The organism is Escherichia sp. Marseille-Q3837 (genome assembly GCF_916618735.1).
Classification (GTDB): Bacteria; Pseudomonadota; Gammaproteobacteria; order Enterobacterales; family Enterobacteriaceae; genus Escherichia; species Escherichia ruysiae.
On record NZ_CAKAKC010000001.1, the window covers coordinates 4158603 to 4178454 of the forward strand.

Consider the following 19852-nt stretch of genomic DNA (forward strand, 5'->3'; position numbering starts at 1 on the left):
TTCAACTCCTGTCATGGAAAAGCGGTTGCCAGAGGTCAATTAGCCCCTGCATCAAGCCACCGCGCCAACAAAGCGCATCATGTCCGCCGTCAACCTGACGCCAGAAAATGGATTCTTTTATGCGATATAGTTGCGCATACAGCGCCTGATTGGCTCGCATAATCATCGGCTCGCGAATCCCCGCTTCCAGCACAATGCGCAGACCTTCGGCGCTAACTTCGCCAGTTTTAAGCTGTTCAAGTAACACGCCCTCTTGCTGACCGCCCCGATGCGGCCACCAGTACGATCCTGACTGGCTTAATACACAGCCAAAGCGTTCAGGCCAGTGCAATCCGGCATACAGCGCGGAAAGCCCACCAAAACTTTGCCCGGCGACCACTGTGCGATCGGCACGATCGCTAAAAGGGGCGATCGTTTTCACCAGCGGCAGTAACTCTTGCTGTACTGCCAGCCAGAAATCCGCATTACACGGCAGTTCGCGGGCACGGTGCGCGGTGTCGATGGCGTCAATCAACACATACACGGCGGGAGGAAGCTGCTGACGACGGGTCAGCGAAGTCAACGCAGGCCAGACGGGCATACTTTGCGCCCAAAATTCACCATCGAGCAGAATAGCTAACGGACGCTCCTCGACTGGCGTATCGCCGGTGGTAAAAATCCATACACGACGTGAATTTCCCAACCGTTCACTTTTCCAGGTTATTTCTTTTGCTGAGTTAGCGGGGGCTTGCGGACAATCCCAGCCGGGTTGCTGCGGCGCTTGCGGCATTTCGAGTGCGGAAACAGCGTGCCCTCGCCCTCCTTTCCAGCTTTGCGGATTCAGCGGATCGGCTATCGCCTGGGGTAATAGTTTTCGCCAACCTTCGCGTAATTCGAGGCGATCGGGTGATGGTGCAGAAAAAATGTCATCGCGTTCGGTGGGAATAAAACAGTAACTGCCGCGCCAGTTAGCATTGAGTTGTGTCGTCCACTGCCAGACGTCGGTGCCTGCAATGCGCTGCATCGACTGGGGCTGGCTGTTCTGATGGTGATCGGTAACGCCAGTGATGTAAACCCATACGCGCTTCACCGTCGAGCGGTCTTCAGAACCTTGAGGGTCACGCCACCAGAAAGTGACCTGATATATTTCGTCATTAAGACGCTGCCATTCCGGGCCATGTTTCGACTGCCACCAGCTCTCATTTCCCACATTTAACACCGTCACACCATAACCCCATGTTTACTGTGCAATTTTTCATTGATTGCAGAAATATATTGATAATATTATTGATAACTATTTGCATTTGCAATAGCGTATTGGCGCGCCATGTCAAGCGCGGACATTAATTAACCAACTGCACTGCGTGTCTTTCAGGATCAAAGGTTTTCGCGGTAGCGGGATGCGTCATGCTGATGACGACCATGCCCGACAGTTGCAATTCGTGGCAAAAATGCAGGAATAAAACAATGAACAAGAAGATTCATTCCCTGGCCTTGTTGGTCAACCTGGGGATTTATGGGGTAGCGCAGGCACAAGAGCCAACCGATCCCCCTGTTTCACATGACGATACCATTGTCGTTACCGCCGCCGAGCAGAACTTGCAGGCGCCTGGCGTTTCGACCATCACCGCAGATGAAATCCGCAAAAATCCGGTTGCCCGCGATGTATCGGAGATCATCCGTACCATGCCAGGCGTTAACCTGACCGGTAACTCCACCAGTGGTCAGCGCGGTAATAACCGCCAGATTGATATTCGCGGCATGGGGCCGGAAAACACGCTGATTTTAATTGACGGCAAACCGGTCAGCAGCCGTAACTCGGTGCGTCAGGGCTGGCGTGGCGAGCGCGATACCCGTGGTGATACTTCCTGGGTGCCACCTGAAATGATTGAACGTATTGAAGTTCTGCGTGGTCCGGCAGCTGCGCGTTACGGCAACGGCGCGGCGGGCGGCGTGGTTAACATCATTACCAAAAAAGGCAGCGGTGAGTGGCACGGTTCCTGGGACGCTTATTTCAATGCGCCAGAACATAAAGAGGAAGGTGCCACCAAACGCACCAACTTCAGCCTGACCGGTCCGCTGGGCGACGAATTCAGCTTCCGCTTGTATGGCAATCTCGACAAAACCCAGGCCGATGCGTGGGATATTAACCAGGGTCATCAGTCCGCGCGTGCCGGAACCTATGCAACTACCCTACCAGCCGGGCGCGAAGGGGTGATCAACAAAGATATTAACGGCGTAGTTCGTTGGGACTTCGCGCCTCTGCAATCGCTGGAACTGGAAGCGGGTTACAGCCGCCAGGGCAACCTGTATGCAGGCGATACCCAGAACACCAACTCCGACGCTTATACCCGCTCTAAATACGGCGATGAAACCAACCGCCTGTATCGCCAGAACTACTCGCTGACCTGGAACGGTGGCTGGGATAACGGTGTGACCACCAGTAACTGGGTGCAGTACGAACACACTCGTAACTCGCGTATTCCGGAAGGTCTGGCGGGCGGCACCGAAGGGAAATTTAACGAAAAAGCGACACAAGACTTCGTCGATATCGATCTCGATGACGTGATGCTGCACAGCGAAGTTAACCTGCCGATTGATTTCCTCGTTAACCAGACGCTGACGCTGGGTACGGAGTGGAATCAGCAGCGGATGAAGGACTTGAGTTCCAACACCCAGGCGCTAACCGGGACGAATACCGGCGGTGCTATTGATGGTGTGAGTGCCACCGACCGTAGCCCGTATTCAAAAGCAGAAATTTTCTCGCTGTTTGCCGAAAACAACATGGAGCTGACTGACAGCACCATCGTAACGCCGGGGCTGCGTTTCGATCATCACAGTATTGTCGGCAATAACTGGAGCCCGGCGCTGAACATATCGCAAGGTTTAGGCGATGACTTCACGCTGAAAATGGGCATTGCCCGTGCTTATAAAGCGCCGAGTCTGTACCAGACTAACCCGAACTACATTCTCTACAGTAAAGGTCAGGGTTGCTATGCCAGCGCGGGCGGCTGCTATCTGCAAGGTAATGATGACCTGAAAGCGGAAACCAGTATCAACAAGGAGATTGGTCTGGAGTTCAAACGCGACGGCTGGCTGGCGGGCGTCACCTGGTTCCGTAACGATTATCGCAATAAGATTGAAGCGGGCTATGTGGCTGTAGGGCAAAACGCAGTCGGCACTGACCTCTATCAGTGGGATAATGTACCGAAAGCGGTGGTTGAAGGTCTGGAAGGATCGTTAAACGTACCGGTTAGCGAAACGGTGATGTGGACCAACAACATCACTTATATGCTGAAGAGTGAAAACAAAACCACGGGCGACCGTTTGTCGATCATCCCGGAATATACGTTGAACTCAACGCTGAGCTGGCAGGCGCGGGAAGATTTGTCGATGCAAACAACCTTCACCTGGTACGGCAAGCAGCAACCGAAGAAGTACAACTACAAAGGCCAGCCAGCGGTTGGGCCGGAAACCAAAGAAATCAGTCCGTACAGCATTGTTGGCCTGAGCGCGACCTGGGATGTGACGAAGAACGTCAGTCTGACCGGCGGCGTGGACAACCTGTTCGACAAGCGTTTGTGGCGTGCGGGTAATGCCCAGACCACAGGTGATTTGGCAGGAGCCAACTATATTGCCGGTGCCGGTGCGTATACCTATAACGAGCCGGGACGTACCTGGTATATGAGCGTAAACACTCACTTCTGATGCTAACGTCAGATTGTTGACAAAGTGCGCGTCGTTCATGCCGGATGCGGCGTGAACGCCTTATCCGGCCTACAAAATCTTGCCAATTCAATATATTGCAGGATCACGTAGGCCTGATAAGCGCAGCGCAACAGGCAGTTTTGCGTTTGTCATCAGTCTCTAATATGGTCGACATGAAAACTACGCATACCTCCCTCCCCTTTGCCGGACATACGCTGCATTTTGTTGAGTTCGATCCAGCAAGTTTTCACGAACAGGATTTACTCTGGCTGCCGCATTATGCGCAACTGCAACACGCTGGACGTAAACGTAAAACAGAGCATTTAGCCGGACGGATCGCTGCTGTTTATGCCTTGCGGGAATATGGCTATAAATGTGTGCCCGCAATCGGCGAGCTACGCCAACCGGTGTGGCCTGCGGAGGTATACGGCAGTATTAGCCACTGCGGGACTACGGCATTAACCGTGGTTTCCCGTCAACCGATTGGCGTTGATATCGAAGAAATTTTTTCTGCGCAAACAGCGACCGAATTGACAGACAACATTATTACACCAGCAGAACACGAGCGACTCGCAGACTGCGGTTTAGCCTTTTCTCTGGCGCTGACACTGGCATTTTCCGCCAAAGAGAGCGCATTTAAGGCAAGTGAGATCCAAACTGATGCAGGTTTTCTGGACTATCAGATAATTAGCTGGAATAAACAGCAGGTCATCATTCATCGTGAGAATGAGATGTTTGCTGTGCACTGGCAGATAAAAGAAAAAATAGTCATAACTCTGTGCCAACACGATTAATTGACAACATCTGGTACGATTCGCCCGCAGCCATCACTGACTGCGGGCGAAAGTGTAAAGCAGGTGCCTTACCACTCTGACCTGACAACCGGATATGCGGGGATTGCTCCCCGCACAACGGCTACTTCTTCGGTTCGTAAGCGAGAACAGCCCTGAACTCAATATTACGTTCCTTTACGGTGAACTCACACAGCGAGTCTCCGACCAGAAGCGTAAATCCCAGCACCGTTAAACACAGCACTATGACTGCCACAAGGGCATATTTCGTCAGCATGTTTATATTGCCTCCATGCGAAGAAGGGACTACCATCCGAGTTGTTGAGGTTCGGAGTGGCAGCCCCAGGATTGATAGAAATATCTCCTGGGGCTTCATCTTTCCAGACCTCAGAGTAAACCTGAAACCGGAAAGCTTCAGGCACCCGCCGTTATCTTACCCTTCCTTAGCAAAATATCTGTTTATTTATACAGTGAGTCCTGTTTCGGACTTCTGTCGGCAAAACTCATCATTGCTCTTAAAACGAGATCGCCCGCAGCCATCACTGACTGCGGGCGAAAGTGTAAAGCAGGTGCCTTACCATCCAGACCTGACAACCGGATATGCGGGGATTGCTCCCCGCACAACGGCTACTTCTTCGGTTCGTAAGCGAGAACAGCCCTGAACTCAATATTACGTTCCTTTACGGTGAACTCACACAGCGAGTCTCCGACCAGAAGCGTAAATCCCAGCACTGTTAAACACAGTACTATGACCGCCACAAGGGCATATTTCGTCAGCATGTTTATATTGCCTCCATGCGAAGAAGGGACTACCATCCAAATTGTTCGGGTTTGGAGTGGCAGCCCCAGAGTTGATAGAAATATCTCCTGGGGCTTCATCTTTCCAGACCTCAGAGTAAACCTGAAACCGGAAAGCTTCAGGCACCCGCTGTTATCTTACCCTTCCTTAGCAAAATATCTGTTTATTTATACAGTAAATCCTGTTCCGGACTTCTCACACTACTCATATGCTCAACCGAAGCTGAGCCAGTTTTTTTCTGCACGCCCCAATCGTCAAAATTCTTCGCCGCCAGCCAGCTCTGCCGCTACTTGTCACATTGCAAAAGTAGCCAAATTGCTTCAGTAGCAATCAGTTCACCATCACCAAAAAAAGAAACATTCCAGAACTTCCGCATCTCGCCCTGCCGCTGACACTTCTATACTGGAATGAAAACGCCAACATAAGAGAAACCTATGCCATTACCCGATTTTCATGTCTCTGAACCTTTTACCCTCGGTATTGAACTGGAAATGCAGGTGGTTAATCCTCCGGGATATGACCTTAGCCAGGACTCTTCAACGCTGATTGACGCGGTAAAAAGCAAGATCACTGCCGGGGAGGTGAAGCACGATATCACCGAAAGTATGCTGGAACTGGCGACGGATGTTTGCCGTGATATCAACCAGGCTGCCGGGCAATTTTCAGCGATGCAGAAAGTCGTATTGCAGGCAGCCGCAGACCATCATCTGGAAATTTGCGGCGGTGGTACGCACCCGTTTCAGAAATGGCAGCGTCAGGAGGTGTGCGATAACGAACGTTATCAACGGACGCTGGAGAACTTCGGCTATCTCATTCAACAAGCGACTGTTTTTGGTCAGCATGTTCACGTTGGCTGCGCCAGTGGTGATGACGCTATTTATTTGCTGCACGGCTTATCACGCTTTGTACCGCACTTTATCGCCCTTTCTGCCGCATCGCCGTATATGCAGGGAACGGATACACGTTTTGCCTCCTCACGACCGAATATTTTTTCTGCCTTTCCCGATAATGGTCCAATGCCGTGGGTCAGTAACTGGCAACAATTTGAAGCCCTGTTTCGCTGCCTGAGTTACACCACGATGATCGACAGCATTAAAGATCTGCACTGGGATATTCGCCCTAGCCCTCATTTTGGCACGGTGGAGGTTCGGGTGATGGATACCCCGTTAACCCTTAGCCATGCGGTAAATATGGCGGGATTGATTCAGGCCACCGCCCACTGGTTGCTGACGGAACGCTCGTTCAAACATCAGGAGAAAGATTATCTGCTGTATAAATTCAACCGTTTCCAGGCCTGCCGTTATGGTCTGGAAGGCGTCGTTACCGATCCGCACACCGGCGATCGTCGTCCACTGACAGAAGACACCTTGCGATTGTTGGAAAAAATCGCTCCTTCTGCACATAAAATTGGCGCATCCAGTGCAATTGAAGCACTGCACCGCCAGGTTATCAGCGGTCTGAATGAAGCGCAGCTGATGCGAGATTTTGTCGCCGATGGCGGCTCGCTGATTGGGCTGGTGAAAAAGCATTGTGAGATTTGGGCTGGAGACTAAGCGGAGAATTGCGTTACGCAGAAATATCCCCGACAATGGTGTTTTAACTTACATTTAACAATGTTATGAAACACCCCTTAGAAACCTTAACTACCGCAGCAGGCATTTTGCTGATGGCTTTCCTCTCTTGCCTGCTGCTGCCCGCCCCCGCACTGGGGCTGATGCTGGCACAAAAACTGGTGACCATGTTTCATCTGATGGATCTTAGCCAGCTTTACACTTTATTGTTTTGCCTGTGGTTTTTAGTACTGGGCGCTATTGAGTATTTTGTTCTGCGCTTTATCTGGCGACGCTGGTTCTCGCTAGCGGATTAAACGTCGATTATCGCCGAACTTCGCGGCATACTTTGCTTATTCTCCTTCGCCTAAAGGAACGTTTATGGATAAGCAATCACTGCACGAAACGGCGAAACGCCTGGCTCTTGAGTTACCCTTTGTCGAGCTTTGCTGGCCTTTTGGCCCGGAGTTCGATGTTTTTAAAATTGGCGGCAAGATTTTTATGCTGTCGTCAGAACTGCGCGGCGTCCCCTTTATCAATCTGAAGTCCGATCCACAAAAATCCCTGTTAAATCAGCAAATATACCCGAGCATTAAGCCTGGGTATCACATGAATAAAAAGCACTGGATTTCGGTGTATCCCGGCGACGAAATCTCTGAATCGTTGCTCAGCGATCTGATTAACGATTCGTGGAACTTAGTGGTTGATGGCCTGGCTAAACGCGATCAAAAAAGAGTACGTCCAGACTAAAGCGGAAATCTATAGCGCATTTTTCTCGCTTACCATTTTACTTCGATCCTTGTAATCTGCTGGCACACAAACATCTTTCACAAGGAGTCTTTATGGATATCATTTCTGTCGCCCTAAAGCGTCATTCCACTAAGGCATTTGATGCCAGCAAAAAACTTACCCCGGAACAAGCCGAGCAGATCAAAACCCTGTTGCAGTACAGCCCATCCAGCACCAACTCCCAGCCATGGCATTTTATTGTGGCCAGCACGGAAGAAGGTAAAGCGCGTGTCGCTAAATCCGCCGCCGACAATTACGTGTTCAACGAACGTAAAATACTTGATGCCTCGCACGTCGTGGTGTTCTGCGCGAAAACCGCAATGGACGATGCCTGGCTGAAGCTGGTTGTTGACCAGGAAGATGCCGATGGTCGCTTTGCCACGCCGGAAGCCAAAGCGGCGAACGATAAAGGCCGTAAGTTCTTCGCCGATATGCACCGTAAAGATCTGCATGATGATGCAGAGTGGATGGCAAAACAGGTTTATCTCAACGTCGGTAACTTCCTGCTGGGCGTTGCGGCACTGGGTCTGGACGCGGTGCCAATCGAAGGTTTTGACGCGGCGATCCTCGATGAAGAATTTGGTTTGAAAGAGAAAGGTTACACCAGTCTGGTGGTCGTACCGGTAGGCCATCACAGCGTGGAAGATTTTAACGCTACCCTGCCAAAATCTCGTCTGCCGCAAAGTATCACCTTAACTGAAGTGTAATTCTCCTTTATAGCCGGGAACTGATCCCGGCTATTTCACATCAGATTTTCCTGATTTGCATAACCCTGTTTCAGCCGTCATCATAGTCCGCTGTTGTATACAGGAGACGTTATGCAGGATTTAATATCCCAGGTTGAAGATTTAGCGGGTATTGAGATTGATCACACCACCTCAATGGTGATGATTTTCGGTATTATTTTTCTGACCGCCGTTGTAGTGCATATTATTTTGCACTGGGTGGTATTACGTACCTTCGAAAAACGCGCCATTGCCAGTTCACGGCTGTGGCTGCAAATCATTACCCAGAATAAACTATTTCACCGTTTAGCTTTTACCCTGCAGGGGATTATCGTCAATATTCAGGCGGTATTCTGGCTGCAAAAAGGCACCGAAGCGGCTGATATTCTGACCACCTGCGCACAGTTGTGGATCATGATGTATGCGCTGCTTTCAGTCTTCTCGTTGCTGGATGTTATTTTAAATCTGGCGCAGAAATTCCCGGCAGCAAAACAGTTACCGCTGAAAGGGATATTTCAGGGGATAAAGCTGATCGGCGCTATTCTGGTCGGCATTTTGATGATCTCGCTGCTGATTGGTCAGTCACCGACCATTCTGATCAGTGGTCTTGGCGCAATGGCTGCCGTGCTGATGTTGGTATTTAAAGATCCGATTCTTGGTCTGGTGGCAGGTATTCAGCTTTCCGCGAACGATATGCTGAAACTGGGCGACTGGCTGGAAATGCCGAAATACGGCGCGGATGGCGCGGTGATCGATATTGGTTTAACCACCGTCAAAGTACGTAACTGGGACAATACCATTACCACTATTCCCACCTGGTCTCTGGTTTCTGACTCCTTTAAAAACTGGAGCGGAATGTCAGCCTCTGGTGGACGACGCATTAAACGCAGTATCAGTATTGATGTCACCAGCATTCGCTTTCTTGATGAAACCGAAATGCAGCGGCTGAATAAAGCGCATCTGTTAAAGCCTTATTTAACCAGCCGCCATCAGGAAATTAATGAGTGGAACCGCCAGCAAGGGTCTACGGAGTCAGTATTAAACCTGCGCCGAATGACGAATATTGGAACATTTCGTGCCTATCTGAACGAATATCTACGTAACCATCCACGTATTCGTAAAGATATGACCTTAATGGTACGCCAGCTTGCACCGGGCGATAATGGTTTACCGCTTGAGATATATGCGTTTACCAATACCGTAGTGTGGCTGGAATATGAAAGCATTCAGGCGGATATTTTTGACCATATATTTGCCATTGTCGAAGAGTTTGGTCTGCGACTTCATCAGTCGCCAACCGGCAATGATATTCGCTCTCTGGCGGGTGCATTTAAGCAGTAATTAAAAAAACCGCTCTCATCGAATGGATGAGAGCGGACATCGTTTTGTCGGATGTAGCGTGAATGCCTTATTTCCGACGCAGCGTTTTAAACGCCACAAACAGGAACACAATCCACACCGGCAGTAGGATCGCTGACAAGCGCATATCATCTATTGTGCACATCAGCAGCAAAATCATGCCGAGAAAGGAAATGCAAAGATAGTTGCCAAACGGATACATCAGAGCTTTGAAGCGGGTTTCACGCCCCTGACGTCGCATCGCCGCACGAAAACGCAGGTGCGCCAGGCAGATCATAATCCAGTTCAACAGCAGCGTTGCTACCACCAGCGCCATCAGCAGACCAAACGCTTTTTGCGGCAGCAGATAGTTGATTAACACCACCAGCGAAGTGATCGCTCCGGAAAGCATCAGCGAGTTAATCGGAACACCGCGACGGCTTACGCGAGTCAAAAACTTCGGCGCATTCCCCTGGACGGAAAGGCCAAACAGCATCCGGCTGTTGGAGTAAACTCCGCTGTTATACACTGACAGCGATGCTACCAGAATGACGAAGTTCAGCGCAGAAGCTACCACGTTGCTGTCGAGATTATGGAAAATCATCACAAACGGGCTACTGTTGGATTTCACTTCCACCCACGGGTAGAGCGCCAGTAAAACCACCAGTGAACCGATATAAAACAGCAGGATGCGATACACGACCTGATTCACTGCTTTAGGGATGCTTTTTTCTGGATCGCGCGCTTCAGCGGCAGTAATCCCAATCAGCTCCAGACCGCCGAAGGAGAACATAATCACCGCCAGCGACAAAATCAGCCCATTCCAGCCGGTGGCAAAGAAACCACCGTAGCGCCAGAGGTTATCGATACTGGCTTTCTCGCCGCCGTGACCAGAAAACAGCAGCCACAGGCCAAAGCCGATCATACCGATGATCGCCAGCACTTTAATCAGCGCAAACCAGAACTCGGTTTCGCCATATAAGCGCACGTTCACCAGGTTAACGGCGTTGATGATAATAAAGAAGGCGGCAGCCCAAATCCACGTTGGAACATCCGGGAACCAGTACTGCATATAGATGCCCGCAGCGGTCAGCTCTGCCATTCCCACCAGCACGAACATTACCCAGTAGTTCCAGCCGGAGAGGAAGCCCGCAAACGGTCCCCAGTATTTATAGGCAAAGTGGGCAAATGAACCGGATACCGGCTCCTCAACCACCATTTCGCCAAGCTGGCGCATAATCAGGAAAGCGATGATCCCGGCGACGCCGTAGCCCAGCAATACAGCCGGCCCCGCCATCTGAATCGCCGGACCAATGCCAAGAAACAGACCTGTACCAATGGCGCCACCCAGCGCAATTAGCTGAATATGACGGTTATGTAATCCCCGATGAAGCGTCGGTTCTTGATTCGACGCAGTATCTTCCGATACGGTTGACGCGTTTTTCACGCCTTTCCCCTGTGTGTCTTTTTTATTGAGGGGCTCCTTTTAACATTTAGTGCTGGTCGTCGCAAGACACAATCCACACAGTTAAACCGGGTATCCCTTTCTTATGCAAATTGCCGACAAAAAGTACCTTGTTATTGCCAATTAGGGTATTAACGCCTTATTTGGCCTACAGAAATGTGCAAATTCAATAAATTATAATTCACGCTGTAGGCCTGATAAGCGTAGCGCATCAGGCAATTTTGCCTAAATCCGATGCCGGTGCAGCCACATCAGCTTATACGCCGCCGGGATAATAAACAGCGACAGCAAAGGTGCAGTAATCATGCCGCCAATCATCGGCGCGGCGATGCGGCTCATCACCTCTGAGCCCGCCCCCGTTCCCCACAGAATCGGCAGCAAACCGGCGATAATCACCGCCACCGTCATCGCTTTCGGGCGCACGCGCAGTACCGCGCCGTGATACAACGCCTCATCCAGTTTCTGCTCGCTAAAGGTCTGCGGGTTATCCAGCGACGGCTCTGCCTCTATGGCGTGACGTAAATACATCAGCATCACCACGCCAAACTCGGCAGCGACTCCGGCGAGAGCGATAAAACCGGTGCCCGTCGCGACGGAAAGATGAAAGCCCATCCACCACAGGAACCAGATGCCGCCCACCAGCGCAAACGGTACGCTGCTGATAATCAGTAACGCTTCCCCCACGCGACGGAACGCCAGATATAACAGCACGAAGATGATCATCAGCGTCATCGGCACCATGAGTTTCAGCTTATGGTTGGCGCGCTCCAGTAGCTCGAACTGACCGGAAAACGCCACGCTGGTGCCCGGTTTCAACTGCACTTTCTCGGCAATCGCTTTTTGCAGATCGTGAACCACTGACACCATGTCACGATCGCGGGCGTCGATATAAATCCAGCTTGTCGGGCGCGCATTCTCGGTTTTCAGCATCGACGGTCCGGTGGAGACGTTAACGTCGGCCACGTCCGCCAGGGTGATTTGCTGCTTCATCGGCGTCAGGATCGGTAACTGTCGCAGCGCCTGCGGGCTATCGCGCCAGCTTTGCGGATAACGCAGATTAATCGGATAACGGGCAATTCCTTCCACCGTTTCGCCAACCATCGCCCCGCCCACCGCAGAGGTGACAAACAACTGCACATCCGCCACCGTCATACCGTAACGCGCGGCTTTTTCACGGTTAATCTCAACGTTGATATAGCGCCCACCTTCCAGACGCTCGGCAAGGGCCGAAACCACGCCTGGCACCGTTCGCGCCACGTCTTCAATTTGCTCCGCCATCGCGTCGATATCCGCCAGCACAGTGCCGGAAACTTTAATGCCGATGGGGCTTTTAATGCCGGTCGAGAGCATGTCGATGCGGTTACGGATTGGCGGCACCCACAGATTCGCCAGCCCCGGCAGCCGCACGGTGTTATCCAGCTCTTCGATGATTTTGTCCATCGTCATGCCTGGTCGCCACTGATCCTGCGGCTTAAGCTGAATGGTCGTTTCTACCATCTCCAGCGGAGCGGAGTCGGTGGCAGTTTCCGCTTTCCCTGTTTTGCCAAACACTCGCGCCACTTCAGGTACGCTCATAATCAGCTTGTCGGTTTTTTGCAACATACTCGCTGCTTCCGACGCGGAAATCCCCGGCAGCGTCGATGGCATATATAACAAGTCGCCTTCATTGATCTGCGGTAAAAATTCCCCGCCAACTTTATTCAGCGGCCAGATAACCGTCAGCACCGAAAGCGCCGCCACCAGCAGCGTGGTTTTCGGCCAGTGCAGTACTTTCAGCAACAGCGGATGGTAAATACGAATCAAAAAACGGTTGAGCGGGTTACTGCTTTCTGGCGGAATTTTGCCACGTATCCAGTAGCCCATCAGGATCGGGATCACCACGATCGCCAGCAGCGCCGCACCCGCCATCGCATAGGTTTTGGTGAACGCCAGTGGGCCAAACAGACGCCCTTCCTGCCCTTCCAGGGTGAAGATCGGGATAAATGACAACGTGATAATCAGCAGACTGATAAACAGTGCCGGCCCCACTTCAACAGATGCATCGGTGATAATCTGCCAGCGCGTTTTATTATCCAGCGTGGCGTCAGGATGCTGGTGCTGCCACTCTTCCAGCCGTTTATGCGCATTCTCGATCATGACGATAGCGGCATCGACCATCGCCCCGACGGCAATCGCAATGCCGCCCAGCGACATAATATTGGCGTTCAGTCCCTGAAAGTGCATGACAATAAAAGCAATACACAACCCCAGCGGCAACGAAATAATCGCCACCAGCGCCGAGCGCACATGCCAGAGAAACAGCGCGCAGACTATCGCCACCACAATAAACTCTTCCAGCAACTTGCCGCTGAGGTTGTCGATGGCGCGATCAATGAGCTGGCTGCGATCGTATGTTGTAACTATCTCCACGCCTTCCGGCAGACTGCTTTTCAGCGTTTCCAGCTTGTCCTTCACGGCGGCGATCACTTCACGGGCGTTTTTGCCGGAGCGCAGGATCACCACTCCGCCCGCCACTTCGCCTTCGCCGTTCAGTTCCGCAATGCCCCGGCGCATTTCCGGCCCTACCTGGACTTTCGCAACATCACGCAGATAAACGGGCACGCCATTTTCACTGGCTTTTAAAACGATGTGATTAAAGTCATCGAGCGTTTGCAGATAGCCGCTGGCGCGCACCATATATTCCGCTTCCGCCAGTTCAATCGACGAACCACCCGCTTCCTGGTTTGAGGCATCCAGCGCGCTTTTCACTTCAGCGAGACTGATGCCATATTGCGCCAGGCGCTGGGGATCGATAACCACCTGATACTCTTTCACCACACCGCCCACCGACGCCACTTCCGCAACGTCTGGGATGGTTTTTAGCTCATATTTGAGAAACCAGTCCTGCAATGAGCGTAAATCAGCCAGATCGTGCTTACCGCTGCGATCCACCAGCGCGTATTCATAGATCCAGCCAACGCCCGTAGCGTCTGGCCCCAGCTCGGCGCTGACTCCTGCAGGCAGCTTACCCTGCACCTGGTTGAGATACTCCAGCACCCGCGAGCGCGCCCAGTACGGATCGGTGCCATCTTCGAAAATGACATACACATAAGAATCACCAAACTGCGAGAAACCGCGCACGGTCTTCGCGCCAGGCACCGACAACATCGTGGTGCTCAGTGGATAAGTGACCTGATTTTCAACGATTTGCGGAGCCTGACCGGGATAGCTGGTTTTAATAATCACCTGCACATCGGAGAGATCTGGCAGTGCATCCACTGGCGTGTTAATGATGGTCCAGGTGCCCCAGATGCTCAGAAACAACGCGCCCATCAGCACCAGAAAACGGTTCGCCACCGAGCGACGAATAATCCATTCAATCATTGGCTATTCCCTCAATGCGCATGGTCAGCACTTTCAGAGCGCATCCGCTCCAGTGCGCCAGAAATATTGGCTTCAGAATCAATCAGGAACAGGCCGCTGGAAACCACCTTTTCCCCTTCCACCAGACCAGAGCGTAGCGCGGTGACACCTTGCGATGCCTGGAAAACGGCAACGCGTTTCGGTACAAAGCGCCCGTCGGCATCAACGGTAATCACCCGCTGTTCGCTGCCGGTATCAATCAGCGCCTGTGACGGAATGAGCAGCATCGGTTCGCTGGCGGTGTTGAGTTGCAACCAGGCGTTCATTCCCGGTTTTAGTGCCTCGTCGGCGTTATCGACTTCCAGACGCAGTTGCAAAGTGCGGGTCGCGGCATCCACGCCCGGTAGTAGCGTCCATTTGCGGATGGTGAGCGTTTTATCGGGTCGCGCCGGAACGGTGAGTGTAAACTGCGAGGCATCTTTCACCAGCCAGGCGATGGACTCCGGGATCGCAGCAGTGACCCACACCGGATCCATACCCTGAATTTTCGCTACCACGTTATCTTTGGCGATATTCATTCCCGCGCGCAGATCAAACGCGGTGATCACGCCATCAATGGGCGCTTTGAGCGTAAAGCGAGTCTGGATTTTTTGCGTGGCGATCAGGCGGCGAATATCGGCCTCCGGCATTCCCGCCAGTCTCAGCCGCTCAAGAATGCCTTCAGTCTGGGTCGCCGTACCGCCGGTTTCGCGCAGCAGTAAATACTCACTCTGCGCTTCCACCCAGTCGGGAATGGTCAGGTCGAGAAGCGGCGCGCCCTTTTGCACTTTATCGCCCACGGTAAGCGGATAAACTTTGTCGATAAACCCGGCGGCGCGAGCCTGTACAATGGCAAACTGATACTCGTTGTAACTGACATTCGCCGGGAAACTCTGGGCAAACGTCAGCGACCCGCGCGTGACGGTAGCCGTTTTCACCCCAAGGTTCTGCGTCTGAGTCGGGTCAATGCGCACACCAGACGCAGAACTCTCTTCATCGGCATATTTCGGCACCAGATCCATATCCATAAACGGCGATTTCCCCGGTTTATCGAACCGCGTATTGGGATACATCGGGTCGTACCAGAATAAGATTTTACGTTCTGCGGTTGGCGTTTTTTCCACTGGCGGTTCCGCCTTTGCAAACCAGGTAAAACCCGCCGCAGAAATAATGCCGCCCGCGATCATGCTGCCGATAATAAGCGCGATTTTTTTCATTGAATTAAACCTGGGTTACTGGCTGACTTTAATATCCTGTAATAAAGAGAGATTGCCCTGCTGGACAAAATTAAACGCCACTTTGTCGCCGGTTTTAATTTCGCTCATTTTCGTCTGCGGGGTGATGGTAAAACGCATGGTCATCTCCGGCCAGTTGACTGCGGCAATCGGATCGTGATGGATGGTGATTTTTTTGCTTTCCAGATCAACGCCTTTTACCACACCGGTGGCGCTAATGACCTGCGGTTGTGCTTCACTCATGGTTTCATGATGATGTTCGTTAGCCTGAGTATTAAAGCCAATAGCGGTAAACAGACTGAACATTGCGACTTGCAGTGCTTTTTTCATTTATTTTCTCCTGGAGTTAAAATTTATTGCTGCCAACCGCCACCAAGTGCGGTATATAAAGAAATTTCGTTAACCTGACGGGCATAATTCAGGTCGAGTAAAGTTTGTCGGGTTGCAAATAAAGAACGTTCGGCATCCAGCACTTCCAGATAACTTACTGCGCCGTGCTGATATAATGCCCGCGCCCGTTGCAGGGTAATTTGTAGCGACGCCAGATAACGCTGCTGGGCGCTAATTTGATCATTCAGGCTTTGACGTAATGCCAGCGCATCAGCCACTTCTTTAAAGGCGTTCTGGATTTTCTGTTCATAATTCACTACCGACTGCTGCTGGCGAATTTCGGCGATATCCAGATTGGCCTGGTTGCGCCCTGCATTAAAAATGGGGATCTCAATTTTGGGAATAAAATTCCACATCCCGCTGCTGGCGTTAAATAATGACGACAGTTCGCTACTAGCGGTCGATATTCCGCTGGTCAGGCTTATAGACGGGAAAAATGCCGCGCGTGCGGCGCCAATATTGGCATTAGCCGCCATTAACGCGTGTTCAGCTTCCATAATATCCGGGCGCTGCAACAAGATTTGTGACGACAAGTCCGCCGGTAATTTAACACTTTGCAGGCTGTCGCTATCCGCTGTCTGCGCTTGCGGCAGCTTGCCGTAGCTTCCCAGTAACAGTTGCAATGCATTATTCGCCTGCGCCAGTTCCCCCTGACGTTTAGCGATATCGCTGCGGGTACTTTCAATCACCCCGCGAGCCTGTTCCAGCGCCAGAACATTACTACTGCCGGTTAACAGTTGTTTTTCGACAAACGCATATGACTGCTGATAATTACGCAGCGTTTCTTCGGCTATTTGTAATTGCGCATAAGCCAGTTGCTGATTGAAATAGCTTTGCGCGACATTAGAAACCAGCAGAATATGCACCGCGCGCTGAGCTTCCTCAGAGGCTAAATAATTTTGTCGCTCGGCTTCGCTCATGTTCTTTAAGCGACCGAAAAAATCGAGATCAAAGCTGGCGTTAAGGCCAGTCGAGAACTCCCGCGTCGTGGCTGAATCGCCTTTAAGATTGCCGCTCCAGCTACCGCTGCCCTCGCCATTGAGCTGTGGGTAGCGATCGGCATCGGTCAGACGATATTGCGCACGCGCTTCCTGCACTTTCAGCGTCGCCATGCGCAAATCCCGGTTATTCACCAGCGCCTCGCTAATCAGCGTCTTCACCTGATTATCAACAAAAAAGGTGCGCCAGCCCGCGTTCTGATAGTTATCTGCTGCGTTAACCAGCCCGTTCTGGCTGAGTGAGAACTGCTGCGGCACGGGCATTGCCGGACGCTGATAATCCGGTGCCAGTGAACAACCGGTTAGCGCAAGGGCCACACAAAATGGCAGAAGTTTACAAGGAGACATAGGCTCATAATTTCTGGTGATTTTATACCGCCAACTTTACTCGCCAGGCTCTGATTTTCCGGTGACAGGAAAATGACAAAATTGTCATTTTGCCAATAAGCGATTGCCATCTGATCCCGCTACTCTAGAATTGCCCGGGCAACATGCGGAGGAAATATGAAACTGTTGATTGTCGAAGATGAAAAGAAAACTGGCGAATACCTAACCAAAGGGTTAACTGAAGCCGGTTTTGTGGTCGATTTAGCCGACAACGGGCTGAATGGCTACCATCTGGCGATGACCGGTGATTATGACCTGATAATCCTCGATATTATGCTGCCGGACGTGAACGGCTGGGATATCGTGCGCATGTTGCGTTCTGCCAATAAAGGGATGCCGATTCTGTTGCTCAGCGCGCTGGGTACGATTGAACATCGCGTCAAGGGACTGGAGCTGGGAGCGGATGACTACCTGGTGAAGCCGTTCGCTTTTGCTGAACTGCTGGCGCGGGTGCGCACTCTACTGCGGCGCGGGGCGGCGGTGATTATCGAAAGTCAGTTTCAGGTTGCCGATTTGATGGTCGATCTCGTCAGCCGCAAAGTCACCCGCAGCAGCACGCGCATCACTTTGACCAGTAAAGAATTTACTCTGCTGGAGTTTTTTCTCCGCCATCAGGGTGAAGTGCTGCCCCGCTCGCTTATCGCCTCGCAGGTATGGGACATGAATTTTGACAGCGATACCAACGCCATTGATGTGGCGGTGAAGCGGCTGCGCGGCAAAATCGACAACGACTTTGAACCAAAGCTGATTCAGACCGTGCGCGGCGTGGGTTACATGCTCGAGGTGCCGGATGGCCAGTAAGCCGTTTCAGCGCCCGTTTTCACTGGCAACCCGCCTGACCTTTTTTATCAGCCTGGCCACCATCGCGGCATTTTTCGCCTTTGCATGGATCATGATCCACTCGGTAAAGGTGCATTTTGCCGAGCAGGATATTAATGATTTAAAAGAGATTAGCACCACGCTAAAGCGCGTTCTTAATCATCCCGAAGAGACACAAGCCCGACGCTTAATGACGCTGGAAGACATTGTCAGTGGTTATTCCAACGTGTTGATTTCCCTGGCAGATAGCCACGGAAAAACGGTGTATCACTCCCCCGACGCGCCGGATATCCGCGAGTTTGCGCGCGACGCCATACCCGATAAAGACGCCCGGAATGGCGAGGTGTTTCTCCTTTCTGGCCCGACGATGATGATGCCGGGCCACGGTCATGGGCATATGAAACACAGCAACTGGCGGATGATTAGCTTGCCGGTTGGCCCGCTAGCGGACGGCAAACCGATTTATACGCTCTATATCGCACTTTCGATCGATTTTCATCTTCATTACATAAATGATTTGATGAATAAACTTATTATGACCGCATCGATCATCAGCATCCTGATCGTCTTTATCGTGCTGTTGGCAGTACATAAAGGCCATTCGCCAATTCGCAGCGTCAGTCGTCAGATCCAGAACATTACTTCAAAAGATCTCGATGTTCGCCTTGACCCGCAGACCGTGCCGATTGAGCTGGAACAGTTGGTACTGTCGTTCAACCATATGATCGAGCGTATTGAGGATGTCTTTACCCGCCAGTCCAATTTCTCAGCGGATATCGCCCACGAAATTCGCACGCCGATTACTAATCTCATTACGCAAACGGAAATCGCCCTCAGCCAGTCGCGCAGCCAGAAGGAACTGGAAGATGTGCTCTACTCTAATCTCGAAGAGCTGACGCGAATGGCGAAAATGGTCAGCGATATGCTGTTTCTCGCCCAGGCCGATAACAACCAGTTAATCCCCGAAAAGAAAATGCTCGACCTGGCGGATGAAGTCAGCAAGGTGTTCGATTTTTTCGAGGCGTTAGCGGAAGATCGCGGCGTGGAACTGCGGTTTATTGGCGACGAGTGTCAGGTTGTGGGCGATCCGCTGATGCTGCGCCGGGCGTTAAGTAACCTGCTTTCTAACGCCCTGCGTTATACACCGCCCGGTGAGGCGATTGTAGTTCGTTGCCAGACGGTCGATCACCAGGTGCAAGTTACTGTCGAAAACCCTGGTACGCCCATTGCACCCGAGCACTTACCGCGATTGTTTGACCGCTTCTACCGCGTTGACCCCTCCCGCCAGCGAAAAGGCGAAGGCAGTGGTATTGGCCTGGCGATAGTGAAATCGATTGTAGTCGCGCATAAAGGCACGGTTGCGGTAACGTCAGATGCGCGGGGGACAAGGTTTGTGATCACATTACCCGCTTAATCATTCAGCAATCGGCAACTTTTATAACCAGTGTAAAAATAACGTGCCGCAATAATCCTACCTATTAATGGTAAAAAGCTGTCA

Annotated in this window: 17 protein-coding genes; 9 read left to right on the forward strand and 8 right to left on the reverse strand. The window is 51.7% G+C overall.

Annotated elements, in window-relative coordinates; all coding sequences use genetic code 11:
- Position 1: 1 nt before the first annotated feature.
- Entirely contained in the window at positions 2-1204 is a 1203-nt protein-coding gene (gene fes, locus LG381_RS20080; RefSeq protein ID WP_225762832.1) for an enterochelin esterase, read from the reverse strand.
- A gap of 242 nt (positions 1205-1446) precedes the next feature.
- Between fes and fepA the strand changes: the two genes are divergently transcribed.
- The gene (gene fepA / locus LG381_RS20085) at positions 1447-3687 is read left to right on the forward strand and encodes a siderophore enterobactin receptor FepA (protein WP_001034861.1); all 2241 of its coding nucleotides are present in this window, start codon (positions 1447-1449) and stop codon (positions 3685-3687) included.
- A gap of 173 nt (positions 3688-3860) precedes the next feature.
- Positions 3861-4481 (forward strand): enterobactin synthase subunit EntD, encoded by a 621-nt coding sequence (gene entD / locus LG381_RS20090; RefSeq protein WP_225762833.1) that lies wholly within the window; start codon positions 3861-3863, stop codon positions 4479-4481.
- Between the two features lie 121 nt (positions 4482-4602).
- Here entD and hokE (LG381_RS20095) read toward each other — a convergent pair whose 3' ends face one another.
- Both hokE (LG381_RS20095) and hokE (LG381_RS20100) read right to left on the reverse strand, forming a co-directional pair.
- Positions 4603-4755, reverse strand: coding sequence for a type I toxin-antitoxin system toxin HokE (gene hokE / locus LG381_RS20095; protein WP_000956467.1), 153 nt, complete (start codon positions 4753-4755; stop codon positions 4603-4605).
- 350 nt (positions 4756-5105) lie between these two features.
- Positions 5106-5258 (reverse strand): type I toxin-antitoxin system toxin HokE, encoded by a 153-nt coding sequence (gene hokE / locus LG381_RS20100; RefSeq protein ID WP_000956467.1) that lies wholly within the window; start codon positions 5256-5258, stop codon positions 5106-5108.
- A gap of 453 nt (positions 5259-5711) precedes the next feature.
- On the opposite strand from hokE (LG381_RS20100), the gene LG381_RS20105 reads away from it, so the two are divergent.
- The 5 genes from LG381_RS20105 to ybdG all read left to right on the forward strand — a co-directional run bounded on the left by LG381_RS20105 (position 5712) and on the right by ybdG (position 9682).
- Entirely contained in the window at positions 5712-6830 is a 1119-nt protein-coding gene (locus LG381_RS20105) for a YbdK family carboxylate-amine ligase (protein WP_225762834.1), read from the forward strand.
- 65 nt (positions 6831-6895) lie between these two features.
- Entirely contained in the window at positions 6896-7144 is a 249-nt protein-coding gene (locus tag LG381_RS20110) for a DUF1158 domain-containing protein (RefSeq protein WP_225762835.1), read from the forward strand.
- A gap of 64 nt (positions 7145-7208) precedes the next feature.
- Entirely contained in the window at positions 7209-7577 is a 369-nt protein-coding gene (locus tag LG381_RS20115) for an MmcQ/YjbR family DNA-binding protein (RefSeq protein WP_000360945.1), read from the forward strand.
- 92 nt (positions 7578-7669) lie between these two features.
- On the forward strand, positions 7670-8323 hold the full coding sequence (nfsB, locus tag LG381_RS20120; protein WP_000351445.1) for an oxygen-insensitive NAD(P)H nitroreductase: 654 nt from the start codon (positions 7670-7672) through the stop codon (positions 8321-8323).
- A gap of 111 nt (positions 8324-8434) precedes the next feature.
- Entirely contained in the window at positions 8435-9682 is a 1248-nt protein-coding gene (ybdG, locus tag LG381_RS20125; RefSeq protein ID WP_001153137.1) for a mechanosensitive ion channel YbdG, read from the forward strand.
- 67 nt (positions 9683-9749) lie between these two features.
- Here the strand turns inward: ybdG and pheP are convergent, their stop codons facing one another.
- The 5 genes from pheP to cusC all read right to left on the reverse strand — a co-directional run bounded on the left by pheP (position 9750) and on the right by cusC (position 17496).
- Positions 9750-11126, reverse strand: coding sequence for a phenylalanine transporter (gene pheP / locus LG381_RS20130; RefSeq protein ID WP_225762836.1), 1377 nt, complete (start codon positions 11124-11126; stop codon positions 9750-9752).
- Positions 11127-11369: 243 nt separating this feature from the next.
- Positions 11370-14507, reverse strand: coding sequence for a Cu(+)/Ag(+) efflux RND transporter permease subunit CusA (gene cusA / locus LG381_RS20135; protein WP_225762837.1), 3138 nt, complete (start codon positions 14505-14507; stop codon positions 11370-11372).
- An 11-nt stretch (positions 14508-14518) separates the two neighbouring features.
- Positions 14519-15742 (reverse strand): Cu(+)/Ag(+) efflux RND transporter periplasmic adaptor subunit CusB, encoded by a 1224-nt coding sequence (cusB, locus tag LG381_RS20140; RefSeq protein ID WP_222679974.1) that lies wholly within the window; start codon positions 15740-15742, stop codon positions 14519-14521.
- Positions 15743-15757: 15 nt separating this feature from the next.
- A complete protein-coding gene (cusF, locus tag LG381_RS20145; protein WP_105281333.1) occupies positions 15758-16090 on the reverse strand; it encodes a Cu(+)/Ag(+) efflux RND transporter periplasmic metallochaperone CusF in 333 nt (110 codons plus the stop codon).
- Positions 16091-16113: 23 nt separating this feature from the next.
- Positions 16114-17496 carry a Cu(+)/Ag(+) efflux RND transporter outer membrane channel CusC gene (cusC, locus tag LG381_RS20150; protein ID WP_225762838.1) on the reverse strand — a complete coding sequence of 461 codons (1383 nt, stop codon included), beginning with the start codon at positions 17494-17496 and terminating at the stop codon, positions 16114-16116.
- A gap of 156 nt (positions 17497-17652) precedes the next feature.
- On the opposite strand from cusC, the gene cusR reads away from it, so the two are divergent.
- A complete protein-coding gene (gene cusR, locus LG381_RS20155; protein WP_225762839.1) occupies positions 17653-18336 on the forward strand; it encodes a copper response regulator transcription factor CusR in 684 nt (227 codons plus the stop codon).
- Positions 18326-19768 (forward strand): Cu(+)/Ag(+) sensor histidine kinase CusS, encoded by a 1443-nt coding sequence (gene cusS / locus LG381_RS20160; protein WP_105289802.1) that lies wholly within the window; start codon positions 18326-18328, stop codon positions 19766-19768. The genes cusR and cusS overlap by 11 nt, the downstream gene beginning before the upstream one ends.
- The last annotated feature ends 84 nt before the right edge of the window (positions 19769-19852 follow it).